Annotated in this window: 22 protein-coding genes; 8 read left to right on the top strand and 14 right to left on the bottom strand. The window is 60.9% G+C overall.

The annotated features are described in order from the left end of the window. The first annotated feature begins 10 nt into the window (after positions 1-10). The 3 genes from cysN (at position 11) to cysC (ending at position 3,906) form a co-directional block, all read left to right on the top strand. The gene (cysN, locus tag LA321_RS02900) at positions 11-1,438 is read left to right on the top strand and encodes a sulfate adenylyltransferase subunit CysN (RefSeq protein ID WP_042071179.1); all 1,428 of its coding nucleotides are present in this window, start codon (positions 11-13) and stop codon (positions 1,436-1,438) included. Between the two features lie 4 nt (positions 1,439-1,442). Next, positions 1,443-3,167 carry an SLC13 family permease gene (locus LA321_RS02895; protein ID WP_042071181.1) on the top strand — a complete coding sequence of 575 codons (1,725 nt, stop codon included), beginning with the start codon at positions 1,443-1,445 and terminating at the stop codon, positions 3,165-3,167. Positions 3,168-3,315: 148 nt separating this feature from the next. Continuing rightward, positions 3,316-3,906: an adenylyl-sulfate kinase gene (gene cysC, locus LA321_RS02890; RefSeq protein WP_042071183.1), complete on the top strand. Its 591-nt coding sequence runs from the start codon at positions 3,316-3,318 to the stop codon at positions 3,904-3,906. Positions 3,907-4,350: 444 nt separating this feature from the next. Here the strand turns inward: cysC and LA321_RS02885 are convergent, their stop codons facing one another. The 10 genes from LA321_RS02885 to LA321_RS02840 all read right to left on the bottom strand — a co-directional run bounded on the left by LA321_RS02885 (position 4,351) and on the right by LA321_RS02840 (position 13,641). Next, entirely contained in the window at positions 4,351-5,196 is an 846-nt protein-coding gene (locus LA321_RS02885; protein WP_156141019.1) for a hypothetical protein, read from the bottom strand. Positions 5,197-5,757: 561 nt separating this feature from the next. Beyond that, a complete protein-coding gene (locus LA321_RS02880; protein ID WP_042071187.1) occupies positions 5,758-7,395 on the bottom strand; it encodes a methyl-accepting chemotaxis protein in 1,638 nt (545 codons plus the stop codon). Between the two features lie 243 nt (positions 7,396-7,638). Then, positions 7,639-8,499, bottom strand: coding sequence for a TIGR03899 family protein (locus LA321_RS02875; RefSeq protein WP_042071188.1), 861 nt, complete (start codon positions 8,497-8,499; stop codon positions 7,639-7,641). Between the two features lie 103 nt (positions 8,500-8,602). Further along, positions 8,603-9,073 carry a DUF3299 domain-containing protein gene (locus tag LA321_RS02870; protein WP_042071190.1) on the bottom strand — a complete coding sequence of 157 codons (471 nt, stop codon included), beginning with the start codon at positions 9,071-9,073 and terminating at the stop codon, positions 8,603-8,605. Between the two features lie 35 nt (positions 9,074-9,108). Then, a complete protein-coding gene (locus tag LA321_RS02865) occupies positions 9,109-10,356 on the bottom strand; it encodes an ABC transporter permease (protein ID WP_042071192.1) in 1,248 nt (415 codons plus the stop codon). Continuing rightward, the gene (locus LA321_RS02860; RefSeq protein ID WP_042071196.1) at positions 10,350-11,039 is read right to left on the bottom strand and encodes an ABC transporter ATP-binding protein; all 690 of its coding nucleotides are present in this window, start codon (positions 11,037-11,039) and stop codon (positions 10,350-10,352) included. Before LA321_RS02860 ends, LA321_RS02865 begins: the two co-directional genes overlap by 7 nt. Before the next feature lie 4 nt (positions 11,040-11,043). Beyond that, positions 11,044-11,628, bottom strand: a complete 585-nt coding sequence (locus tag LA321_RS02855) for a DUF2796 domain-containing protein (RefSeq protein ID WP_042071199.1) — start codon at positions 11,626-11,628, stop codon at positions 11,044-11,046. A 27-nt stretch (positions 11,629-11,655) separates the two neighbouring features. Continuing rightward, complete coding sequence (locus LA321_RS02850) at positions 11,656-11,952, bottom strand: DUF2607 family protein (RefSeq protein WP_082043398.1); 297 nt, start codon at positions 11,950-11,952, stop codon at positions 11,656-11,658. Positions 11,953-11,996: 44 nt separating this feature from the next. Further along, complete coding sequence (locus LA321_RS02845) at positions 11,997-12,539, bottom strand: YtfJ family protein (RefSeq protein ID WP_042071204.1); 543 nt, start codon at positions 12,537-12,539, stop codon at positions 11,997-11,999. Positions 12,540-12,759: 220 nt separating this feature from the next. Next, on the bottom strand, positions 12,760-13,641 hold the full coding sequence (locus tag LA321_RS02840; RefSeq protein ID WP_042071206.1) for a hypothetical protein: 882 nt from the start codon (positions 13,639-13,641) through the stop codon (positions 12,760-12,762). A 139-nt stretch (positions 13,642-13,780) separates the two neighbouring features. On the opposite strand from LA321_RS02840, the gene LA321_RS02835 reads away from it, so the two are divergent. Next, complete coding sequence (locus tag LA321_RS02835) at positions 13,781-14,128, top strand: hypothetical protein (RefSeq protein ID WP_042071208.1); 348 nt, start codon at positions 13,781-13,783, stop codon at positions 14,126-14,128. A 25-nt stretch (positions 14,129-14,153) separates the two neighbouring features. Here LA321_RS02835 and ppa read toward each other — a convergent pair whose 3' ends face one another. The 4 genes from ppa to hrpB all read right to left on the bottom strand — a co-directional run bounded on the left by ppa (position 14,154) and on the right by hrpB (position 20,285). Continuing rightward, positions 14,154-14,684 (bottom strand): inorganic diphosphatase, encoded by a 531-nt coding sequence (gene ppa / locus LA321_RS02830; protein WP_042071210.1) that lies wholly within the window; start codon positions 14,682-14,684, stop codon positions 14,154-14,156. 204 nt (positions 14,685-14,888) lie between these two features. Then, positions 14,889-15,290, bottom strand: a complete 402-nt coding sequence (gene gloA2 / locus LA321_RS02825) for an SMU1112c/YaeR family gloxylase I-like metalloprotein (protein ID WP_042071213.1) — start codon at positions 15,288-15,290, stop codon at positions 14,889-14,891. 63 nt (positions 15,291-15,353) lie between these two features. Continuing rightward, on the bottom strand, positions 15,354-17,675 hold the full coding sequence (gene mrcB, locus LA321_RS02820) for a penicillin-binding protein 1B (protein WP_042071216.1): 2,322 nt from the start codon (positions 17,673-17,675) through the stop codon (positions 15,354-15,356). A gap of 156 nt (positions 17,676-17,831) precedes the next feature. After that, the gene (gene hrpB, locus LA321_RS02815; RefSeq protein ID WP_042071218.1) at positions 17,832-20,285 is read right to left on the bottom strand and encodes an ATP-dependent helicase HrpB; all 2,454 of its coding nucleotides are present in this window, start codon (positions 20,283-20,285) and stop codon (positions 17,832-17,834) included. Positions 20,286-20,463: 178 nt separating this feature from the next. Between hrpB and thpR the strand changes: the two genes are divergently transcribed. The 4 genes from thpR (at position 20,464) to gluQRS (ending at position 23,344) form a co-directional block, all read left to right on the top strand. Beyond that, complete coding sequence (gene thpR, locus LA321_RS02810) at positions 20,464-20,997, top strand: RNA 2',3'-cyclic phosphodiesterase (RefSeq protein ID WP_042071220.1); 534 nt, start codon at positions 20,464-20,466, stop codon at positions 20,995-20,997. Positions 20,998-21,001: 4 nt separating this feature from the next. Then, positions 21,002-21,745 carry a DNA/RNA nuclease SfsA gene (sfsA, locus tag LA321_RS02805; protein WP_042071223.1) on the top strand — a complete coding sequence of 248 codons (744 nt, stop codon included), beginning with the start codon at positions 21,002-21,004 and terminating at the stop codon, positions 21,743-21,745. Positions 21,746-21,864: 119 nt separating this feature from the next. Further along, positions 21,865-22,314 (top strand): RNA polymerase-binding protein DksA, encoded by a 450-nt coding sequence (gene dksA / locus LA321_RS02800; RefSeq protein WP_005335644.1) that lies wholly within the window; start codon positions 21,865-21,867, stop codon positions 22,312-22,314. Between the two features lie 109 nt (positions 22,315-22,423). Beyond that, the gene (gluQRS, locus tag LA321_RS02795; RefSeq protein WP_042071224.1) at positions 22,424-23,344 is read left to right on the top strand and encodes a tRNA glutamyl-Q(34) synthetase GluQRS; all 921 of its coding nucleotides are present in this window, start codon (positions 22,424-22,426) and stop codon (positions 23,342-23,344) included. Positions 23,345-23,398: the final 54 nt, after the last annotated feature.

Genomic DNA, 23,398 nt, shown 5'->3' with positions numbered 1-23,398 from the left:
GAATCGCAACATGAACAACCATATTCAGACCGCCATCAGCGAACAGGGCATTGAAGCCTACCTGCACGCCCAGCAACACAAGAGCCTGCTGCGCTTTCTCACCTGCGGCAGCGTGGACGACGGCAAGAGCACCCTTATCGGCCGCCTGCTGCACGACTCCCAGCAGATCTATGAAGATCAGCTCAAAGCGCTGGAGTCCGACAGCCAGAAGCTAGGCACCACCGGCGAGAAGCTGGACCTGGCGCTGTTGGTGGACGGCCTGCAGGCGGAGCGCGAACAGGGCATCACCATCGACGTAGCCTACCGCTATTTCTCCACCGCCAAGCGCAAATTTATCATCTCGGATACCCCAGGCCACGAGCAGTACACCCGCAACATGGCCACCGGCGCCTCCACCTGCGATCTCGCCATCATATTGATCGATGCCCGCAAGGGGGTGCTGGATCAGACCCGCCGTCACAGCTTTATCGCGAGCCTCCTTGGCATCAAGCAGTTCGTGGTGGCGGTCAACAAGATGGATCTGGTGGAGTTCAGCCAGGAGGTGTTCGAGCGCATCAGCGCCGAATATCGCGAATTCGCCAAGAAGCTCAGCGTCGACACCATCCATATCGTGCCGGTCTCGGCGCTGGATGGTGACAACGTGGTGAACCCAAGCGACAAGCTGGCCTGGTATCAGGGCGAGACCCTGCTCTCCTTGCTGGAGAGCGCGGAAGTGGAGCGCGAGCTGGAGCGTCACCCGGTGCGTCTGCCGGTGCAGTACGTGAACCGCCCCAACCTCGATTTTCGCGGCTTCGCAGGCACCCTGGCCTCCGGCATCCTGCGGGTGGGCGACAAGCTGGCCGTGCTGCCGTCCGGCAAAGAGAGCACTGTGACTCGTATCGTCACCTTCGACGGGGATCTGGAGTACGCCCTGCCGGGTCAGGCCATCACGGTCACCTTCGCGGACGAGATCGACATCAGCCGGGGCGACCTGCTGGTAGATGCGGCGAAAAAGCCCCAGGTGACCCAGAACGTGCTGGCCCACATCGTCTGGATGGGGGAAGAGTCCCTGCAGCCGGGCCGGGTCTATGACGTCAAGCTGGCGACCAAGAAGAGCCGTGGCCAGGTGGAGGCCATCCGCCACCGTATCGAGATCAACAAGCTCGACGAGCTGCCGGCCTCCGAGCTCAAGCTCAACGAGATCGGCCTGTGTGAATTCAGCCTGACCGACCCGGTGACATTCGATCCCTACCAGGAGATCCGCGACACCGGCAGCTTTATCCTGATCGACCGGCTGACCAACGTCACCGTCGGCGCCGGCATGATAGTGGAAGGGCTGGCGGCCAAGGCGGTGGCAGGGCAATACAGCGAGTTCGAAGTCGAGCTCAACGCTCTGGTGCGCAAGCACTTCCCCCACTGGCAGGCGCTGACCATCAGCAACGATTCCGGCAAGGAGTAAGCCCATGACCTGGCAACAATCCCTGGTGCTGGGTCTGCTGGCTGCCCTCGTCGCCCTGCTGATCCAGGGCAAACTCCGGCCGGCGCTGCTCTTCTCGGGCGCCGTGCTCATCACCTATCTGAGCGGGCTGGCGGACATCAACGCCGTGGTGGCGGGCTACACCAACAGCGCCCTGTTGACCCTGGTACTGCTGCTACTGGTATCGCTGGCGGTGGAGAAGACCCGGATCATGAGCTGGTTCGCCAACCTGGTGGGCACCGGCTCGTTCAACAAGGTGTTGGTGAAAGTGTGGTTCTCCACCGCCTTCCTGTCGGCCTTCGTCAACAACACCGCCGTGGTGGCCTCCATGCTGGGGGCGGTCAAGCGTAACCCCAATCATGCCCCTTCACGGCTGTTGCTGCCCATGTGCTTCGCGGCGACCTTTGGCGGTGTGCTGACCCTTATCGGTACCTCCACCAACCTGATCGTCAACAGCTTTCTGGTCAAGATGGGGGTTCCCCCGCTTGGCATGTTCGACTTCTTTATGGTGGGGGCGGGGACTCTGCTGACCGGCCTTATCGCCGTGCTGCTGTTTGCCCGCCATCTGCCGGAGCAGGACACCGAGATGAGCCGCGAGTCCGGCTATTTTCTCGAGGCCAAGGTGGGCCCCGGCTCCCCCATGGCCGGGCGCAGCGTCAAGGAGAACGGCCTGCGCAGCCTCAAAAGCCTCTATCTTGCCGAGATCATTCGTGGCAACCAGGTGATCTGCCCGGTGCAGCCGGAACACGAGCTGCACGAGGGAGACATGCTGCTGTTTTGCGGCGACGTGGAGAGCGTCGGCGTGTTGCAGGAGCTCAAGGGGCTGGATCTCTACGGCCAGCACTGCCTCAACGGCCAGCACCTGGTGGAGGTGATCGTCAGCCACAGCTCGCGGCTGGTGGGCCAGACCATCAAGGACGCCGAGTTTCGCACCCACTTCGATGCGGTGGTACTGGCGGTGCGCCGGGGTGAAACCCAGCTCACCGGCGGCCTCGGCCAGATTGAACTGCACGCAGGGGACACCCTGCTGCTGGCCCCCGGCCCCAAGTTTGCGGGCAACAAGTCCCTCTCCCGCGAGTTCGTGGTGGTGAGCGGGCTGGAGGCCTCCACCCGGCTCGATGCCACGCGCAGCGCCGCCGTGGTGCTGGGGTTTCTCGGGGTGCTGGCGTTGTCGGTGTTCGATCTGGTGCCGCTGTTCAAGGGGTTGCTGATGATGCTGGTAGTGCTGCTGTTTTCACGCATCCTGACCCTGGACGAGATCCGCCGCCGTTTCCCGCTCGATATCTGGCTGGTGGTGGGCGGGGCGCTGGCCATCGCCGATCAGTTGGAGAAGAGCGGTCTGGCCAAGCTGATTGCCAACTGGCTGATGGGGGAGTTCAACGGCGCCAGCCCCATCATCGCCTTTATCGGCATCTATGTGTTTACCCTGGTGCTGACCGAGCTGATGAGCAACAACGCCGCCGCCGCCCTGGCCTTCCCCATGGGTTATCAGCTGGCGCTCAGCATGGATGTCTCCACCATGCCGTTTATTTTGGCGGTGCTGTTCGGGGCGAGTTCCAGCTTTATCCTGCCCTATGGCTACCAGACCAATCTGATGGTCTATGCGGCGGGCAACTACAAGATGCCGGACTACCTCAAGCTGGCCCTGCCGGTCTCGCTGGCCTACAGCATCGGGGTGATCGTCATGGTGCCCCTGTTGTTTCCGTTTTAAGGCGGCGCAACTGGGGGCATGGGCGCCTTGCAGGGAATATAGATACACGACGACCATGGCCCCCGTCAGTGGCGAGTGGCCAGAGGCTGAGCTCCAGGGAGCCAGACCGTTTCAGCATTGAGGCGCGAGCGCCAAGCAAGGAGTGTGAATGAGCAATATCGTGTGGCACGACCATGCCGTGGGCAAAGAGCGTAGGGCCGAATTGAAAGGGCAGAAGCCCCTGGTGATCTGGTTTACCGGACTGTCGGGGGCGGGCAAATCCACCTTGGCGGGGGCACTGGAGCAGGCGCTGGCCGCAGAGGGCAAGCATACCTATCTGCTGGATGGGGACAATGTGCGTCACGGCCTCTGTGGCGATCTCGGCTTCGATGACGCCGCCCGGCAGGAGAATATCCGCCGGGTCGGCGAAGTGGCAAAACTGATGGTGGATGCGGGCCTTATCGTGCTCACCGCCTTTATCTCGCCGTTCCGTGCCGAGCGGGAGCTGGTGCGCAATCTCATGGGTGAAGGGGAGTTCGTCGAGGTATTTGTCGATGCACCGCTGGCCGTCTGTGAAGAGCGCGACCCCAAGGGGCTTTACAAAAAGGCGCGAGCGGGGGAGATCCGCAATTTTACCGGTATCGACTCCACCTACGAGGCCCCCGAGCAGCCGGAAATTCATCTGTTAAACGCCGGCAAGCCGGTGGATGCCCTGGTGGATGAACTGCTGACCGCCCTGCGGCAGGGAAACTACCTGTAGCTGGTGAGTGGCGCCGTCTTACACAGGAAGCCGGATCGTTATTCCGGCAACCGGGTCATCACCCGGGCAGCAAGTCGCAAGCCGCCAGCAGCAAATAGAGTGCAGGCACGGGTCGCAAGGGCAAAGAGCCATCTTTGCTCGCCTTGCCTGAAAGTCACTGGATCGGAAGAACCTATAACAAGCGCCCGGCGGCCCTTAAGCTGGCCACCACAGGCGCTGATGGGCTGGCGGCAGCCACTATAAGCAAAAGTTGGGTCATTATCGGAAAACCCATAAATCCAGCTTATAGTGGCACCTGCGAGCCTTGAGCCATTCCAAAGCGGTCGATAGTAACCCCACAAGAGGATATTCCGATCCTCGCTTATATCGCGGTGGGATTATTCGCGATTGCCAGAATACGCTGCGCTATTCGAACCTACGGGCTACGATCTGTCTCCGCACTCATTACAAATGATCTGGTCTATTGGCTAGGATAAACCCTGCAGATTCAAGCATTTTCTCAAACAAAATTTCATGCCTTGATTTACAGAAATCTATATATTGTTCTAGGTGGTTTATTTGTATGACATCAATCATGTAGTGTTTTCTGTTATATGATTTTGTTTTGAATTCAAATTTCACTGTGGCATATGGTATATGTTCAACTGAAATATTTGCATTGTCGTCTAGGCATGCCGCGACCAATGGCCCATCAATTACCACTATAGGTTTTACAAAAAACATATATGGAGGGTGTGGTTTATCTCTCTCTTTATTTTTATCCCACGAGTTAGCTTCTAATTCATGCTCCCCAGCCTTTGCTACCCCAATCAGGGCTGGATACCATCTAGAAGGTTGGTCTGGGTTCTTAAACGACTCGTGTATTCCTCTCCCAACCCAGCCAGATTGATAGCCAATGCCACTTTTCCTGAGGAATTTTGAATATGAAGACACTCGTTTTTTACCACGGTGAATCCCATCATGAAACACTAGGCCTGAAAATCCCTCTTCTAATTCCCATGAGTCTTCTGGCGTTTCTTTGAATATTACCCAAGGCTTGTTGGATTTTTTCACCTCTCCAACAATTTGAAAGTATGAGCTAGCATCAATTGATTCACCAACATCTTGCCCAATATAGTGGTAAGCAAGTAAATCTGACTCTCTTGTTTTTTCATCATCTTTATCAAAATAACTCGCTATGCCAGAGGTTTCCCAGCCTTTATCCGAAAAAGTTTTCAAGACACGCATTTCGGAACTAAATCCAGATTTGTGTAAGTCATCCGCTATTTTATTGAGCAAGTCATCTTCCACAGTATGTATTCCTCATTTTTATTTTGACAGTAGATAGAAGGTGGTACTCACCCGTTAGTTCTGCTTTCCGTATAACTTCATTCAACCTGATCACAGATATGGAAATGCAAATTTTAAATTAATGTGTGGCTAGCCATCTTTGGAGCTGAATATGTTCGCTGTACTTCATCTCTTGGAGCAACCATTACCACTATCTAAAAGTGCCATGGAAAGCATCGATAAGGCTACCGGCCAGTATTTCAGCCAGCTGATTTTTACCTGCGATATGGCTCTGGCTTGGCTCATGGCTGACTCTAACAAGAGGTTGCCAAGTGGCTATGTTACCGAACGGGGCTATGGGGGAAAGTGGGAAACACTCGCTTTCTGAGCAAGATCAATAAATTAATCAATAGCGGGTGGGGCTGGGGCATCTCAACACCGAGTTCGCATCAGAGAGAGGGGCGAAGTCGGGAGGTGAAATCGGGAGCGTCGCCAATCAGTTTGTCGGTTGCTTGCTGGCGTTAAAAAACCATATGGGCCTGCGGGCCCATATGGTTTTTCTGCGGCGATTGCTCGTGGGGGCTATCTGGCTTGGCGTACCGGCACGGCGTCTGCAAGCGGCATTTCGTGGCGACGCTGGGTGGCCGGGGGGGCTTTCTGGAACTGGCGCACCAGCCGGTCGAGATCGTTTAACTGGCTCACCAGCCGGGTGATGCCGTGCACGGCATGCTGGCTGCCGACGCTGGAGTCATCGGCCAGGGTCTTGATGCTGAGCACATTGCGGTTGATCTCTTCCGTGACGTGAAATTGCTCCTGCACCGCCTGGGCAATCTGGCCGCTGCCGGAGGAGACCTGCTGCAGCATGCTGTTGATCTGCTGCAGTATGGTGCCGGTGGCCGACGCTTTCTGCTGGCAGCTCTCCGACAGTTGGCAGCCTTTCTCCATCGCATGCTCGGCATTGGCGGCACTGGTTTGCAGCTCGGTGATCATCTTCTGGATTTCACTGGTGGAGGATTGGGTCTTGATGGCCAGTGCGCGGATCTCGTCGGCGACGACCGAGAACCCGCGGCCTGCCTCGCCGGCCCGGGCGGCCTCGATGGCGGCATTGAGAGCCAGCAGGTTGGTCTGGTTGGCGATGTTGTTGATCACGTCGAGGATGCCGTCGATATCCCGGCAGTGGCCGACCAGGGCATTGATCACGCTCTTGGAGGTCATCAGTTCGCTGTTCATACCGGCCACGGCAGTCACCGTTTCGGTCACGCTGCGATTGCCGTCCTTGAACAGGTCGGCAGTCTCGTCCAGCAGACAGGAGGATTCGCTGGAGCTGTGAGAGACCTCGCGGATTGACTCCGACATCTCGTTGACGGCGGTGGCCACCAGATTGGTTTCACCCTGCTGTTGCTGCAGGTTGTTGGTGATGGACTCGGCGTTGCGCAGATCGCCCTCGGCAGCCTGCAGAATGATGCTGCAGGTCTGTTCGGTACGCGCCAGTACGGCATTGAACTCGGCCTGATTCATTATCATGGAAAGTTCGATGGCGGCGACGTTGTCCACCTTGTTGGTGTAGAGCAGCTGCATCAGAGGATTGTCGAAGCGGCTGCGGGCCATTTTGTTGAGCTTGCCCAGGCGACGGGAGAGACAATTGATAACGATGGCGGCCAGTGCCAGCGGGAGAGCTGCCAGTGCCAGATGCCAACTCATCTCGCGGTTGTATTCCAGACTCAGCATGGCAATCAGGCTCACCAGCAGGCAGAGGTTGATGGTCAGAGTGTGGGAGAAGGTCGGCAGCTTGAGTGCCAGCGGCAGCTTGTCATTGCGCAGATCGGCATAGATACGTTCGGCTCGCTGCTTGAGATCTTCGCTTGGCGCGGTGCGTACCGACTGATATTCGACCACCCGACCACTGGCATCCTTGATGGGGGTGACGAAGGCGCTGACCCAGTAATGATCGCCATTCTTGCAGCGGTTTTTTACCGGCCCCATCCAGCATTTACCCTCTTTGATGTGGCGCCAAAGATCGGCGAAGGCCTGTTTGGGCATATCGGGGTGGCGAACCATATTGTGATGTTGCCCAATCAGCTCGTCCGGCGTGAAGCCCGCAATATCGCAGAACTCCTCATTGGCGTAGGTGATGCGGCTTTCCAGATCCGTGGTGGAGATGAGGTTCTGGTGATCCGGGTAGAGGCGTTCGCGTTGGGTAATCGGTTGATTGACTCGCATGGCTTGGCTCCCGAGCAGTAGTGGTTGAATTTTGATCTACATCAAGACTCATTGCCATGCAGGTGCCACCAAAAAAATGCAATTGATTTGTATCTTATTAACGGACTAATTCCATACGAGGCTCTCGTATTTATCATCCGCAAGGGCGCCGGAAAATGTAGCCCGGGGTCTATTGCGCATGTGAGCCATGTCGGCCCGGTCGGGAGCCGCAAGTGGCAGGGCGTGTGCCGCCCCGCCAGAGGATCAGGGGTGAGTATCGGGTTCGGCAGAGGGGGAGTCATTGACGAGTGGCTGAACTTCGATCTGCATCCCCTGCGCCAGCACAGTTTTGAGGTCCTGCAGATACTCTTCCAGCGGCGGCTCTTGCAGCAATTGGGCCAGCTCGTTGCCGACCGGGGTCAGGCGGTAGTAGAGCAGGGTGAGGTTGGCCTGTTTGTGGTGCAGGTGCCAGCGCTGGTTGCCAAACTCCAGCTCCACCCCGTCAGCGGGCAGGGGGCCGGATTCCAGTTCGCCGCGGTGCAGCAGGCCGAGTTCGAACAGCTGCAGCAGGGCGTTGTAGGGTAGCCGGTATTTGCCAAGGCCGAGGCGGGTCACCTTGGCACGACTGAGCAGGCTGCCCCCCTTGTGCAGCCCCAGCAGCAGGCGCTGCTCGTCGCTGCCCAGATAGTGGCATGAGAGGGAGCAGAGTCGCTGGAACAGCTGGGCCTCGCGCTGGGTCATCTCTTTCAGGGTGGTCAGGGCGCGGATGGAGAAGCGCCCCGGTGTGGCGACCTCGATGGCGAAGATGCGGCCCCACAGCTGCTGCATGGGCACCATGCTGATGTCTTCCGCCAGTTGCAGGAAGCGGGTCAGCCAGTCACTGTCCATCTCGCCGCCGGCGGCGGTCTCTGCGCAGTGGCGGGAGGCCATCACCATGATGGCTTCCAGGTTGCGCTGGCGGGCGGCCTGATCCGCCAGCTGGCGAAAGGTGGCACGCTGCTCGAAGGTGCTGTCGGTGTTGCGGGTGAGCATACCGTCGATGCCACGGCTGCGGGCCAGGCGCAGGGTCTGCTCCTGGCTGCTCAGGATGGAACTCTCTTTCTTGGGTGGGGGCAGATCGGCCATGCTGACTCCATTAGCACAGGTTCAGGGGGGAATGTTACTCCAAGCCGGGGAGCAAGATAACAAAGCGGCCTCCACAGAGGCCGCTTTTTTTGAGATCTGACTCTTACTCTTCGTAAACGCTCACCTCGACCGCATCCATCGAGTAGGAGGCGGTGGCCATCTCGTGGCTGGAGCTGACGGTGTGCATCTTGCCCTTCACCCAGATGGCGTCCCACAGGTCATCCACCGGTGCCCCCTTGGGGTAGTTCACATAGATCACCTGGTTGGTAGGGGGCGGCGGCACATGGATGCAGGCGCCGAAATAGGGCACCAGCAGGAAGGCGGTGATGGTTTTGGCATCCCCTTCCAGCGGCACCACGAAGCCCGGAATGCGCACATCTTGGCTGTCCAGTTTCTTGTTCACGCCCCCGACCGGCTGTGGCACCGACATGGGGTCTTCGTGATTGACCTGGGGCGGTGGCAGCAGTTTCTCCCCTTCCGGGATCAGCACATCCCAGTCGATGGTCTTGTAGTCGGCGGCCAGGGCCGGCAGCACCAGCAGGCTGGCCAGCAGCGCCGCGATTTTCCACTTCATCGTGTGTCCTTCTCTTGTTGTTCACGGCGTCATTGCTAGACGCGGATGCTCATGCCATCGCTCAGGCTGTAGCGGTAAGCGCGGGCAGCAGGCAAGAGGCCTATCACCATGCCGGCCAGCCACACCAGCCCCAGCAGTTGCCACTCGTAGGCGCTCGGCAGTCCCAGGCTCAATTGCAGGCCATAGTGACCGAGCAGCCAGGGGGTGGCAAGGGCCTGTCCGGCATAGAGGGTGGCGACCCCGAGGGCGATGCCCGCTGTGGTGAGGGCCATTGCCTCCAGCGTCAGCAGCAGGAACAGGTGGGCCGGTCCGGCGCCGAGGGATCTTAGAATGGCGAGCTCGCGGCGCCGCTCGTTGAGTCCGGCCAGCAAGGTGGTCAGCATGCCGATAAGGCCCGCCACCACCACGAAACCGGCGATCACCGAGAGTGCCGTTTCGGCCACGCTCATCAGGCTCCACAGCTCCTGCAGGGCGGCGCCCGGCAGGATCGCCATCAGCGGCTCGCCCCGGTAGGTGTTGACGCTGCGCTGCAGCTGGAACGCCAGTATCCGGTTGCTGAGGCCCACCATGAAGGCAGTGATGGTCTTGGGGGTCAGATCCTGGGCCAGCGCCTGCTCGGCGGTCACATTTTTGCTGTGACGGCCAGTGTCCCAGCCCAGATGGATCGCCTCGATGCCGGCCAGCGGCACGTGGATGGTGCGGTCGATGGGCGTGCCGGTCGGTGCCAGAATGCCCACCACCTTGAACGGCAGGTTGTCGTGTTGGCTGAACGAGGTATTGCCGGCACCGTGGGCGATGACGATGGATTGTCCAAGCCGGTAGCCTAGTTTCTCGGCGACCTGGGCGCCGAGCACCGCTTCGAATGGCGTGCCGAACGGGCGCCCCTCCTTCATCTGCAGCGACTGTTGTCGGCCGTATTTGAGGTGGGTGAAGTAGTCGCCATTGGTGCCGAGCACCCGAAAACCCTTGTGGGAGTCACCGAGGGAGAGGGGAATGGTCCAGGCGATGCCGGGTCTGGTTTTGATGGCCTGATAGGCATCCCAGCCCACGTTGTTGGTGGGATTGCCGATGCGAAACACAGAATAGAGCAGCAGATTCACCTGGCCGGAGCGGGCGCCGACGATGAGATCGGTTCCCGATACCGTGTTGGCGAAGCTCTCGCGCGCCTGGCTGCGCACCCGTTCCACCCCGAGCAGCAGGGTGACGCTGATGGCCACCGCCAGCAGGGTGAGGCCGGCAGTGAGGCGACGGGCCCAGAGACTTTGCAGGGCGAGTTTCAGCATGTGGCCCTCCTGTTCAGCTGTTGCAGGTTTTCCACCCGGGGGAAGAGGGGCTCCAGATTGGGGTCATGACTGACGAAGATGAGGGTCGAGCCCTGCTTGTCGCACTCCTCGAACAAGAGCCTGATAAAGGCGGCCCGGTTGTCGGTGTCGAGGGCCGAGGTGGGCTCATCGGCGATCACCAGCGGTGGTGAGCCGATCAGCGCACGGGCGGCGGCCACCCGCTGCTGCTGGCCGATGCTGAGGGCATGGACGGGCCTGTGCAACGCCTCTTGGGGCAGCTGCAGTTCCGTCAACAGTCGCCGGGCCTCAGCGCCGGCACTGCCACGCAGGCGCGCCCGCTTCTCGGGGGAGAAAGTGAGGGCGGCGGTGACGTTGTCGAGAACTGATAAAAACGGCAGCAGGTTGAACTGCTGGAAGATGTAACCCAGATTGGTCGCCCGGAACCGGTCACGGGCACGGCCGGAGAGCCGGGCCAGCGGTTGGCCCAGCACCTCCAGGGTGCCGTGGTTGGCGGTCTGGATCCCGGCAAGCAACCCGAGCAGGGTCGACTTGCCGGAGCCCGAGGGGCCCTTGATAAACACCCGCTCACCCTCTGTGATGGTGAGGGCGGGCAGATCGAGTACAGCCTCATGACCCGGCCAGGCAAAGGCCAGATCGCGGATCTCAACCACGGCGTTTTTCATGACGTTACCAGCTCAGTTGGTTGGCGGAGGGGGTCAGCTCGGCAGCGGTCTGGCCTGTGGGCAAAATACCCTGCACGCTCAGCTTCTCCAGGCTTGGATAGACGCTGAACAGAGTGGCCTCCAGCTCGACGAGCTTGTCCGGCAGCGCGCAGGTATAGGTATACATGGCGCCTATATCGGCGTGGCCAGCCTCATCGTGCTGGTGATCATCGTGGCCGCCGTCAGACTCTTGATGGTCATGGTCATGGTCATGGTCATGGTCGTGTGCTTTATTGGCAGCATTGAGCTCCTGCTGGGTCAGTTTGCAGCCCGCCGCCGGTGCGAAGCGAAACAGGGTGTCCGGCTGTTTGAGGCGATCCACCGCCCTGGCGTATTGCGCCTTCTCTTCATCGTTCTTTGCCGCGTGCTCGAAGCCCACCAGATCGGCGGCCGGGGCCTGAAATTCCAGCATCAGCTGGTTGCCGTCGAGCACCAGATTGAGGTGGCCGTGACCGTGCTCGTGGGCACCGTGGCCATGGCCGTCGTGTTCGTCGTGATGTGCGTGTGCACCAAAGGCCGCTGCGGCCAGCAACAGGGTAACTGCTTTCATTGTGAATCCTTTTAAAAAACAAATAATTCAGATGGATGGGAACAGGAAAGCAGTGCGGGGCGGAGCACGGATGGTATAGGCGTGGGCGACCTGGCGAGGGGGTACCGTCGGTATGATGTCGACAGGCTGCCACCAGGTGGCGGTGGGGGGAAGGAGTTGAATCGAAGGAGGGATAGCCTGATTGCCATCCAGATGGAGGGCGCAGATCAGGCAGTGGTGATCGTGTCCGGGCAGGGAGGCGTCAAGGGGGTGCTGGGCCAGGGCGGGTTGCAACCACAACCAGCCCAGCAGCAAGACCCAGATTATTCGCTTGAAACGACCCATAGACCCTTATGGGAAGGGCGCTATCAGCGCCCTTCTCTCTGATATCAGAGATGGGACTGGATGAGCCCCATCACGGTTGAGATGTTGTTGGCATCGAGCTGGCCATCTTTGGCAAACAGCACCTTGCCATCTTTATTTACCAGGATGATGGCTGAACTTTCCGGCGCCAGATCCCATGCGTTGCGTGCCATGCCCTTGGCATCCAGCACGATGGCGGACCAGGGGAACTCTTTCTTGCTGTCTTCGGCACTGCTCTTCACAAAGCCCGAAGTGCCCCAGATGGCATCATTGCTGTTGATGATGGTGACGGTCTGGTACTTGTCGTGAGGCAGCTTGGCAGCCTTGATCGCCTCGATCATGGGGGCGTTGAGCTCCTTGGCGCTGGAGCGGCCAGCGATATGCTGGATCATGAAGACCTTGCCGCTGAGCGTCTTGCTCTGCCACGGCTGGTAGCCAATCTCCTTGCCATTGAGTACCAGCTCGCCCTTGTCACTGATATTGACCAGCGGCACCTGGCTCGCTTCCTTGATGTTGTGGGCAAAGGCCAGGCAGGGCAGCAGCGCCAGAGTAAGTACGAGATGTTTCATCCGGATGACACTCCATTTGTTATGTTATAACGAGTTGCTGGTTGAGGGAATGGGCGAGTTTCATCCTAAACTGATCGGATCTGTTTAAAAAGTGTTAAATCAGATCGTGACATGGATAGCCAGACGCCCCGCCAGTCAGGAGACTGGCTGGCAAGGGCGGCAAGAATGGCATGGCAGCAATAAAAATCAATGAATTGGCGGCTGGTCTGAGGTGTCAGGGTCAGTAGAGGGACTCGCTGATGAGGGGGATCCTGGCCATGGTCATCTGCTGGGCCAGCAGGGGGGAGCCGGTCAGCAAGACGTGGCGTTGATTGTTGATCACCACAATATCGCCGGGCACGCCGCTGTCTGCGGTGATGGCCAGCCAGGCGGGGGAGACGCTGCCGATGCTGATATTCGGGTAGATGATGCTGAGCACGTATTGCGGTGCCAGTTCGGCCAAGAGGCTCGCCATCAGCAGCGCCTTCTCGTCGCTGTCCGCCTTGTTCTCCTGCAGGGCCTGCAGCGGCGGTGAGAAGTGATCCATCTGTTCCGGGCGGGTCGGGATGGCGTTAAGCCACTCCTGCAGCAGATTGATGCTGGTGGCCAGATCCTTGGCGGCGAACTGCCGTGCCAGCGGCTTGAGATCGCTCTTGTAGTGATAAAAGAGCTGGGAGTAATCGGGGCGCACGCAAGGGAGCTTGCGGTTGGCCGGATGTACGCAAGGGATCACCCGCATCTGGTAAAACGCATCGTCCTGATACTGCTGGTAGGCTTGCCAGAACAGCAGCGACTCCACGCTGTCGTCGTGGACCGTGAAGGCCTGTTCCAGATTGCGAAACTTGGTGGCGGTCTCCGGGCTGTTCTGGTTGATAAGGTTGATGCTGTTGTAGAGGCGTGGGCTTATATAGGCATAGAGGGTCTCCAGCGGGTTGGTGAGGGAGGCGTCGAGCAGGTTCATATCGTGGCGACTGGCGGCCATCACCCGATCGTCCGTGGTCAGCTGGAAGTGTTTGAACTGGCCATCGCTCGATTGCCACTGCCAGCTCAGGTTGATCTCGCTGGCCTCGATGGCGCAGGTGCAGAGGCTCAGGCTTAACAGCAGACCGAGTAGCGGCTTCATGGTGATGCTTCCTGCCGGGAACGATAATTAACAACTAGGTGAGCCGGCGGCGGTTTGAGGATGTTTCGTTTTGTGATCGGGATAACAGATTGATGCGCCTTTAAATTTAATTGTGAAATTAAGTCGCTCTGGAGGGGATATGAAGCTTTTGATGGTATGGCTATTTGGCTTGCTGAGCCTGCCGGCGCTGGCCGGGCCGGTGATCGTCAGCAAGGGTGGAGAGAAAATAGATGCCTTTGCCCTGCGGGATCAGCTGGCGCGCGAGCATGAGTGGCAGGAGTGGCTGCGCTTCCAGCAGGCCATCAAGTGGCTGGAAGTATTGCCGGTCAATTGTGAGCTGATGAGTCAGCAGGGAGGAGGGTATCGCTGCGGGGGAAACTACTATCGCCCCTACCAGCAAGATGGGCGGGAAATATATATTCAGGGGAATCCTGGCGGAGAAATGTCCGGCCAGCCATCGTCACCATCCATAAAAAAGGCGCCATAAGGCGCCTTTTTATCGACCGGTACGCTTACTTGGCAGCGTAACGTTCGGCAGAGGTTTTGATCTCGGCTTCGGCTTCGGCCTTGTCGCCCCAGCCTTCTACCTTGACCCACTTGCCTGCTTCCAGCTCTTTGTAGCGCTCGAAGAAGTGCTGGATCTGGGCGCGCAGCAGCTCCGGCAGATCGTTCACATCCTGGATGTGGTCGTACTGCTTGGTCAGCTTGGAGTGCGGCACGGCAACGATCTTGGCATCTTCGCCAGATTCGTCGGTCATCTTCAGTACACCAACTGGGCGGCAGCGGATGACGGAGCCGGCCAGCAGCGGGTAGGGGGTCGGAACCAGTACGTCGACGGGGTCACCATCCAGGGAGAGGGTCGCGTTCACATAGCCGTAGTTGCACGGATAGAACATGGGGGTAGACATGAAGCGATCCACGAAAATTGCGCCGCTGTCCTTGTCGACTTCGTATTTGATCGGGTCGGCATTCTGCGGGATTTCGATGATGACGTAGATATCGTCGGGCAGGCTCTTGCCAGCCGGTACCAGGTTCAGGCTCATGATAATTCCTTGATTGTTAGTATCAGGTTTGCAGGCGGATATTATAGCGATGTGATGTTAAATGACCATCTTTCAACGGTCATTGGCCGCATGCCATTGATGGACTCGTTCGCCATGCGGCTTTGATACCCCCTTGATACAACAAAGTGGCGAGTTTTCCCTCGCCTGCCGTGGGTTTGCAGAGGTTGCGACCACCTCTGGCATTCAGCGACCTGACTCGTAAAGCTCCAGTGGCAACCCATCGGGATCGGCGAAGAAGGTAAAGTGCTTGCCGGTCAGCTCGTCTACCCGCACTGCCTCCACCTCGATGCCGTGGCGCTGCAGATGGGCAATGACCCGATCGATATCGCCGACCCGAAAAGCGAGATGGCGCAGGCCGCACGCTTCAGGTTGAGAAGGGCGAGCGGGGGGATTAGGGAAACTGAACAGCTCCAGCTGGCTGCCATCCGGCAGGGCCAGATCCAGCTTCCAGGATTGGCGGGCTTCGCGCAGGGTTTCGCAGATGATGGGCAACCCCAGCACCTGGTGATAGAAGTGGCGCGAACGCTCGTAATCGCTGGCGATGATGGCCACATGGTGGATGGCCTCAAACAGTGGCAAGGTCATGATGACTCCCTGTCTGCAGTAATAAATAGTCAACGGGCAGCCTGGGCTGCCCGTCTCGTCCTGTTAGTTGAAGAAACCACCGAACCACTCGTCCAGCGTGCTGCGCGGTGAGGGGCTGCTGGCACAGCTGATCGGGGTGCCCAGAGTGGCGGTCTTGGCCGGCACCTGCAGGCTGCCCGGGCAGTTACTGGCAACATGGGCGCCGTTGGCGCGGGAGAAGTTGGCCCAGCTTACCCCTTCCGGCGTCTTCAGCCCCAGGCTGTTGACGCCGCGCTGGCTCATATAGCCACTGAACAGCTGCAGGGCACCGCTGGAGCCGGTCAGTCCCGCCGGAGTGTTGTCGTCGCGACCGACCCAGACGCTCACCAGCTCGTTGTTGTCCAGCCCGGCAAACCAGGAGTCGCGCAGCTCGTTGGTGGTACCTGTCTTGCCCGCCATGGTGGCACCGGGGAACCGGGCGCTGAGGGCCCGTGCCGTACCCTGGCTCACCGTCTTGGTCATGGCAAACAGGGTCAGCCAGCTTGCCTGGGGATCCGTCACCTGCTTGGCCCCCTCGTCATGGCGATAAATCAGGGTGCCATCCCCCTTCACCACGGCGCGGATGGCCGACAGCGGCTGGGTCAGCCCGCGGTTGGCGATGGGCAGGTACATCTGGTTCACCTCCAGCGGTGACAGGGCGACTGCCCCCAGCACCAGGGACGGATAGGGCTGGATCTCCTGCTCGACTCCCATCTTGTGCAGGGTATCCACCACTTTCTCCAGTCCCACCTGCAGACCGAGATTGACGGTCGGCACGTTGAGGGAGCTGGCCAGCGCATCCATCAGCGGCACGCTTTGGCGGAACTTGCGATCGTAGTTCTGCGGTGTCCACAGCTGGCCATCCTGGCCGCGAATGCGGATCGGCTGATCCTTGAGCGGGGTCGCCAGGGTCAGTCCGTTGGAGAGACCGGTCAGGTAGACCGCCGGCTTGACCAGAGAGCCTATCTGACGGCGGGCATCCAGCGCCCGGTTGAAGCCGGCGTAGCGGGGATCCCGGCCACCCACCAGTGCGACTACCTCGCCTTTATGCCAGTCGGAGACCACCATGGCCGCCTCCAGCTTCTTCTTGCCCCGCTGTTTCTCGATCTGGGCCAGGCCCGATTCGACCGCCCGCTCGGCGGCGTGCTGGGCGATGGGATCCAGACTGGTGAAGATCTTGAGGCCGGACTGCTTGAGCAGATCTGAGCCGAAGCGGCTCTGGATCTCCCGCTTGAGCAGGCCCATGAAGGCCGGGGTGCGGCCATAGCTCATCTGGCCCCGGGCGATGATACCAAGGGGCTGCTTGCTGGCCAGTTCATACTCGGCCTGGGTCAGGCTGCCGTGATCCATCAGCAGCTTCAGCACCAGGTCGCGGCGCGCCTTGGCCCGCTCCGGGAAACGCCAGGGATCGTAATAGGAGGGGCCCTTCACCAGGCCCACCAGCAGGGCGACCTGATCGATATCCAGCTCGTTGACCGGAATGCCGAAGTAGAAGTAGGAGGCGAGCCCGAAGCCGTAGACCCCTTGCGAGAAGTTCTGCCCCAGATAGACCTCGTTGAGGTAGGACTCCAGGATCTCGTCCTTGCTGTAGCGATAGTCGATCAGCACTGCCATGTAGGCTTCCTGCAGCTTGCGCCACAGGCTGCGCTCGCGGGTCAGGAAGAAGTTCTTGGCCAGCTGCTGGGTCAGGGTACTGCCCCCCTGCACGGTGCGACCCGCGACCAGGTTGGCAAACATGGCGCGCATGATGGCCACCGGCGAGACGCCGCCATGCTGGTAGAACTCTCGATCTTCCGTGGTGAGCAGGGTCACCAGCAGACTGTCAGGCACCTCGGAGAGGCGTACCAGCAGGCGATCCTCCCGATCCTCGGTGTTGAGGCGATCGAGCAGCACCGGGTCCATCTGGGCGTAGCCGAGCTGGCGCTGGTTCTCCAGCGACTGGATCTGCTCCAGACGGGGGCCGTTGAAGGAGAGGCGCAGGCCGCGGGCGCCGTCGGCGCCGTCATAAAACTCGAACGGGCGACGCACCAGCTCGATGCGATTGCCGTTGATGGTGTACTCGCCCGGGGTATGGGGCTGACGCACCCGCTTGTAGCTCAGCATGTTGAGCTCGCGCACCATCTGATCCCGCGACAGGCGCTGCCCCGGGTAGAGCTCCAGCGGTCGGCTGTAGACCATTACCGGCAGCTGCCACTTCTCGCCGTCAAACCGCTCGCGCACCTTGGTATCGAGATAGATACCGAAGACCACCATAAAGGCGGCCCCCACCAGGGAGAGCTTGAAGCCAAGCCAGAACAGCTTGCGCCAGATGGTGCGCTTGGGAGCCGCCGCCTTCTTGGGCGTGCGTTTGCGTCGTTGGGTTGCCATGAATCCTCTTTTACTTGTTATGTCGCCATTGCGGGGTCATGCCTCGCCGGCCTCTGTGGCCAAGCGGGCATGCTCCCTGCCATGAACTGATCCTGCTCGCCGGGGTAACACTGACTGCCCCGGCGCGTGGCCTGTCATCAGGCCGACATTCGCGGGCTACTCCTGCAGCCCCATCTTTTTCTTGGTGACCCTGGTCGGCATCGCTTCCAGCGGATTGTCCGGCCAGTAGTGGCGGGGGTAGCGTCCCTTCATCTCTTTTTTCACCTGCTCGTAGGAGCCGGCCCAGAAGGCGGCGAGATCGGCGGTGATCTGCAGCGGTCGCTGGGCGGGGGAGAGCAGCTCCACCACCAGGGGCACCCGGCCATCGGCCACGCAGGGGGTGGCCGCTTGACCGAACATCTCCTGAATGCGCACCGGGATCACTGGGGCCTGACCCGGTTGATAGCGGATCCGCACCCGGCTGCCGGTCGGCGCCCTGAAGTGGCTTGGCAGCGCCTCGTCCAGCCGTCTGGGCAGCGGCCAGGGCAGGGACTGGCGCAGGATCTCGGTCAGGTTGAGCTTTTTGAGCTGCTCCAGCCGGGTCATGCCGCTTACCGCCGGCAGCAGCCACTGCTCAAGGGTCGCCAGCAGACTCTCCTCGTCCATGGCGGGCCAGGCTTCATCCTGCAGCCAGTCGCGGGCGCAGCGCAGACGAGCCAGCAGCCCTTCGCTCCCCTCGTCCCAGGGCAGCACGTGCAGCCCCTTGCGCCGGATCCCCTGCAGCAGGCAGCGCCCCTTCTGCTCATCGGAGAGCTCGGTGAGCGGCCGCTGGCTAAGCACCAGTTCGCCGATCACCTGCTGGCGTTCGGCCCGCACCCGCTCTTCCCGCTCGTCCCAGTCAAACCACTGGCGCTCGCTCACCAGTTCCGGCAACTGGCGCACCAACTCCTCCAGCTCGACGGGTTCGGCGATGAAAATGCGGCTGCCGCGCTCGTTCTGCCCCATCTCGATGGCGATGAGTGCCCCTTGCCCCTGGCATGGATGACCTTCTACCAGATCGCAGCTCACCCCACCACTGAGTTGATAACGACTGGCGCTGCGCAGCTTGCCGATGCGATCCGGCCAGGCGAGGGCGCAGAGCAGCCCCAACCACTGGCCTTGCGCCTGTGAGGGCCTCGCGCCAAGCCGCTCGAACCAGCGAGCAGCGCCTTGTCGCAGGGCCCCCTGACGGCGATGGAACAGCACGGAGAGGCGCTCCGATCCTCGCAGATCCTCTTCCAGCAGCGCCACCAGGAAAGCGGCATCGGCGACAATCCCTGTCAGACCCTCGCGCTCCAGCTCGCGGGCCCGCAGCAACATGCGGGCGAGGCGCGGGTGCGTACCGAAGGCGGCCATGGCGCGGCCGGCCGGGGTGAGTTGCTGCTCGCCTTCCGCCTTCATGGCGCCGAGTGATACCAGCAGCCGTTGGGCGCTGGCCACGGCGGCCGCCGGGGGCTTGTCCAGCAGCGGCAGATCGTCAACCTTGGCGCCCCACTGGGCGGCATCCAGCAACAGACCGGTCAGCTCCTGGGTGAGGATGTCGGGCGGACTCTGCTCGGCGAGCCGCTCCTGCACCTCGCTGCTCCAGAGCCGGTAGCAGACGCCCGGGCCAAGACGCCCGGCCCGGCCGGCCCGCTGGGTGGCGGAGGCCCTGGCGATCGGCCGGGTCTCCAGCCGGGTGATGCCGCTTTTCAGATCGAACGAGGCCCGTCGCTCCAGCCCGCTGTCGATGACCACCGAGATCCCCTCGATGGTGAGGGAGGTCTCAGCCACATTGGTGGTGAGCACCAGCTTGCGGCGACCCGCCGGTGCCGGTGCGATGGCCGCCTGCTGCGCCGCCATGTCGAGGCGACCGTAGAGGGGGGCGAGCAGCACCGCTTCCGGCAGGCGTTCTGCCAGCCATTGCGCCAGTCGCTCGATTTCACCCTGTCCGGGCAGGAACACCAGCAGGCTACCATCGTGAGCCGCCAGCGCCTCCAGCACCACGGCGCCCACCTGGGGTTCCAGCCACTGCTGGCGATTGGCGGGGCGGTAGTGGTAGTCGATGGGAAAGCCGCGCCCCTCGGAGCGAATGACGGGGGCATCCGGCAGCAGGGCCTCAAGGGCCATGCCATCCAGGGTGGCGGACATCACCAGCAGTTTGAGATCATCCCGCAGCCCCTGCTGGCTCTCGATGGCAAACGCCAGGGCGGTATCGGCATGGAGGCTGCGCTCGTGAAACTCGTCGAAGATGACCAGGGAGACGCCACTGAGCTCGGGATCTTGCTGCAGCATCCGGGTCAGTACCCCCTCGGTCACGATTTCGAGCCGGGTGGCGGCACTGGTGCGGCTCTCGCCACGCACCCGCAGGCCGATGCGCTCACCCACCTTCTCGCCGAGCTGGCGGGCGAGAAAGCTGGCGATGTTGCGCGCCGCAAGGCGTCTGGGCTCCAGCATGATGATGCGACCTGGCAGCCGGTGCTGGCGTACCAGCTCCAGCGGCAGCAGGGTCGATTTGCCCGCGCCCGGGGGCGCCTGCAGGATCACGGAGGCATGCTGGTCGATGGCGGCAAACAGTGCGGGCAGCACCGACTCGATGGGAAGCTGGGACAAAGCGATGAAAACCTTCTGTGGCACCTTCAAAACGGCGCCTATTCTGCCACAACCCCGTCCACTACCGTGAGCGCCTGTGGCCGGGGCGGACATAGCTCGGCCGGACGCCGAGACAGGCGCCGCCCCGCTGCCATAGAATGGCCCCTCCATGAACGAGAAAAAGGCATCTATCCGCGCAATGGCCAAACTCTTCTTTGCCCTGCCCGTCGAGGGACTGGCTTCCGAACTCATCGCCTGGCGTGACCGGCTGCCCTGGCCAGGCCAACCGGTTCCCGGGGAGAACCTTCACCTGACTCTGGCGTTTCTGGGGGAGGCGGACGAGGTGACCACCCGTCGCCTCATCGCCGCCGTGGATCGCCAGCACTGTCCGCCGCTTGCCATTCACCTGAACGAGACCGGTTGGTTTGGCCGGGCCAGGGCGGCCTGGATCGGCCCTAAAGAGTGGCCCAACGATCTCAACGTGCTGGCCCGGGCACTGCGCCGTCACGGCGAGAAGCTGCGCCTTGGCAATGGCGAGCAGGGTTATCGGCCCCATGTCACCCTGTCGCGCAAGGCGAGCGAGGCGCCGTCCACCCTGCCGGCACCGGATTTCGTGCTGCAGGCCGATCGCTTCTGCCTCTACCAGTCGGTTTCCACCCCGGATGGCGTGCGTTACGAGCCGCTCGCTTGCTGGCCGCTGCGCGCCCGGGTTAAAGAAGAAGAGAGAGGATGACCCCATGATATTTGAACCGCCTCTGCAATCGGGCCAGCTGGTCGCCCGCTACAAGCGTTTCCTCACCGATGTGGTGCTGGATAACGGCGAGCAGATCACCATCCACTGTGCCAACACCGGCGCCATGACCGGCTGCGCCGAGCCGGGCACCCGGGTCTGGTACTCCACTTCCGACAACCCCAAGCGCAAGTTGCCCCACAGCTGGGAAATTGCCGAGAGCCCGGCGGGACACTTCATCTGCGTCAACACGGCCCGTGCCAACCAGATCGCCCGCGAGCTCATCGAACAGGGCGCCATCGCGCCGCTGGCCGGCTATGCCCGCCTGCGCACCGAGGTGAAATATGGCGAGGAGAACAGCCGCATCGATCTGTTGCTGGAAGATGATGAAAGGCCCAGTTGTTACATTGAAGTGAAGTCGGTGACCCTGCTGGACGAGCGGGAAGAGGCTGGCATGGGGTTCTTCCCCGATGCGGTGACCGCCCGCGGCGCCAAGCACTTGCGTGAATTGATGGCCATGAAGGCGGCGGGGCACAGGGCCGTGCTGCTCTTTATGGTTTTGCACTCGGGAATAACCAGAATGAGGCCTGCAACCCATATAGATCCGCACTATAGTCTGCTAATTGAGCAGTCAATTGCGGCAGGGGTTGAAATTTTATGCTATCGGCCCCATGTTGGGGTGCAAGGCATGGTGGCTCAAGGATTTATCCCGTTTGAAGCCAGCCACCTGCTACCCGAGGGGAGTTCATAAATATTGGAGTGGGTAACATAATTGGTACGGCTCGTTTGCTTACCCGTTACCCTTCTGCTATAGATGTCGCCCTCAATTTATGGATGGCACGGGTAGCGTGCTGAATTAGGAGACAGGGCATGCCAACAGGCGAAAACAGGAAATCTCTGGGCCCCCTGGCCATTGCGGGTGTCGCCCCTTACCAGGAAAAACCGGGTGAGGAGTACATGAATGACCAACAGAAGGCGCATTTTCGCAAGATCCTGGGTGCCTGGCGCAACCAACTGATGCAGGAAGTTGACCGCACCGTTGATCATATGAAGGACGAGGCTGCCAACTTCCCGGATCCCGTGGATCGTGCCGCGCAAGAGGAAGAGTTCGCTCTCGAATTGCGTACTCGCGATCGTGAACGCAAGCTGATCAAGAAGATCGAGAAGACCTTGCAGCTGCTTGAAGACGATGATTTCGGTTACTGCGAGCACTGCGGCATCGAGATCGGCATCCGTCGTCTGGAAGCCCGTCCGACCGCCGACCTCTGTGTCGACTGCAAGACGCTGGCCGAGATCAAGGAAAAGCAGATGGCCGGTTGATGGTGTCTGTCTGAACGATGAAAGGGAGCTTGCAGGCTCCCTTTTTTATTGAGCTTTTGGGTGGCGCCATCCAGAATGCAGCCTCAATGAGTTGTTTACCCGAATCGCCATGCCAGTGAATACCCCTTTGTCATCCCAAACGCGCCCCTATGTCGGCCGCTTCGCCCCCTCTCCGTCGGGGCCGCTCCATTTTGGCTCCCTGATTGCGGCCCTCGGCAGCTTTTTGCAGGCCAGGGCCCGGGGCGGGCGCTGGCTGGTGCGCATCGAAGACATAGATCCGCCGAGAGAGATGGCGGGGGCTGCCGACCTTATCCTTCAGACCCTTGAAGCGTATGGCCTCGAGTGGGATGGGGAAGTGATGTACCAGAGCCGGCGCCATGCCCGCTATGACGAGATCATCGACCAGCTCTATCGGGCCGGCGATCTCTACTGGTGCCGCTGTACCCGGCGCGAGATCATGGCCAGCGGCGGTTTTTACAACGGCCACTGCCGCGAGCTGGGCCTCTCGGTGACAGGGGGCGCGCAGGGCGTCGCTGCCCGCCTGCGCCAGCGTCACCCCGTCTATCGCTTCGAGGATGGGTTGCAGGGACACATAGAGGTGCCTGCAGCTCTGGCGGAGGAGGATTTCATCGTCCGGCGCCGGGATGGGCTTTATGCCTACAACCTGGCGGTGGTGGTGGATGACATGGACTGCGGCATCACCGAGATAGTGCGCGGCGCCGATCTGCTGGAGCCCACGGTGCGCCAGATTGCCCTCTACCAGACCCTGGGGGCCACCGTGCCCGACTGGGTGCATCTGCCGCTGGCGGTGCTGGCGGATGGCAACAAGCTCTCCAAGCAGAACCATGCCCCGGCACTGGCTCAAGATGAGGTGCGTCCGGCCCTGTGGCGGGCCCTGCACTTTCTCGGCCAGTGCCCGCCGCCCGAGCTGATGGCGAGTCCGGTGGCGGAGATGATCCGCTGGGCCGTGGCCAACTGGCGGCTCGCACGCGTCCCCTCCTGCCAGAAGATCCCGCTGGAGGCTGGCTGAGCGGGCCATTCGGTTTTTCATTTGATAAGTGCTGAGCTATGATAGGCCGCTATT

It is taken from the genome of Aeromonas enteropelogenes (assembly GCF_020097295.1).
GTDB lineage: Bacteria > Pseudomonadota > Gammaproteobacteria > Enterobacterales > Aeromonadaceae > Aeromonas > Aeromonas enteropelogenes.
Note: the sequence above shows the minus strand (reverse complement) of the source record. Positions and strands in the feature narration are given on the sequence as shown.

Bases quoted from the DNA above. Each gene is read 5' to 3' on its own strand.
- thpR (WP_042071220.1), top strand. From the start codon at position 20,464: ATGGCCAAACTCTTCTTTGCCCTGCCCGTCGAGGGACTGGCTTCCGAA.
- LA321_RS02835 (WP_042071208.1), top strand. From the start codon at position 13,781: ATGAAGCTTTTGATGGTATGGCTATTTGGCTTGCTGAGCCTGCCGGCG.
- cysC (WP_042071183.1), top strand. From the start codon at position 3,316: ATGAGCAATATCGTGTGGCACGACCATGCCGTGGGCAAAGAGCGTAGG.
- sfsA (WP_042071223.1), top strand. From the start codon at position 21,002: ATGATATTTGAACCGCCTCTGCAATCGGGCCAGCTGGTCGCCCGCTAC.
- LA321_RS02850 (WP_082043398.1), bottom strand. From the start codon at position 11,952: ATGGGTCGTTTCAAGCGAATAATCTGGGTCTTGCTGCTGGGCTGGTTG.
- LA321_RS02875 (WP_042071188.1), bottom strand. From the start codon at position 8,499: ATGGCCGATCTGCCCCCACCCAAGAAAGAGAGTTCCATCCTGAGCAGC.
- gloA2 (WP_042071213.1), bottom strand. From the start codon at position 15,290: ATGACCTTGCCACTGTTTGAGGCCATCCACCATGTGGCCATCATCGCC.
- LA321_RS02845 (WP_042071204.1), bottom strand. From the start codon at position 12,539: ATGAAACATCTCGTACTTACTCTGGCGCTGCTGCCCTGCCTGGCCTTT.
- LA321_RS02895 (WP_042071181.1), top strand. From the start codon at position 1,443: ATGACCTGGCAACAATCCCTGGTGCTGGGTCTGCTGGCTGCCCTCGTC.
- cysN (WP_042071179.1), top strand. From the start codon at position 11: ATGAACAACCATATTCAGACCGCCATCAGCGAACAGGGCATTGAAGCC.
- LA321_RS02870 (WP_042071190.1), bottom strand. From the start codon at position 9,073: ATGAAGTGGAAAATCGCGGCGCTGCTGGCCAGCCTGCTGGTGCTGCCG.
- LA321_RS02840 (WP_042071206.1), bottom strand. From the start codon at position 13,641: ATGAAGCCGCTACTCGGTCTGCTGTTAAGCCTGAGCCTCTGCACCTGC.
- LA321_RS02880 (WP_042071187.1), bottom strand. From the start codon at position 7,395: ATGCGAGTCAATCAACCGATTACCCAACGCGAACGCCTCTACCCGGAT.
- ppa (WP_042071210.1), bottom strand. From the start codon at position 14,684: ATGAGCCTGAACCTGGTACCGGCTGGCAAGAGCCTGCCCGACGATATC.
- dksA (WP_005335644.1), top strand. From the start codon at position 21,865: ATGCCAACAGGCGAAAACAGGAAATCTCTGGGCCCCCTGGCCATTGCG.
- LA321_RS02860 (WP_042071196.1), bottom strand. From the start codon at position 11,039: ATGAAAAACGCCGTGGTTGAGATCCGCGATCTGGCCTTTGCCTGGCCG.
- LA321_RS02865 (WP_042071192.1), bottom strand. From the start codon at position 10,356: ATGCTGAAACTCGCCCTGCAAAGTCTCTGGGCCCGTCGCCTCACTGCC.
- mrcB (WP_042071216.1), bottom strand. From the start codon at position 17,675: ATGGCAACCCAACGACGCAAACGCACGCCCAAGAAGGCGGCGGCTCCC.
- gluQRS (WP_042071224.1), top strand. From the start codon at position 22,424: ATGCCAGTGAATACCCCTTTGTCATCCCAAACGCGCCCCTATGTCGGC.
- LA321_RS02855 (WP_042071199.1), bottom strand. From the start codon at position 11,628: ATGAAAGCAGTTACCCTGTTGCTGGCCGCAGCGGCCTTTGGTGCACAC.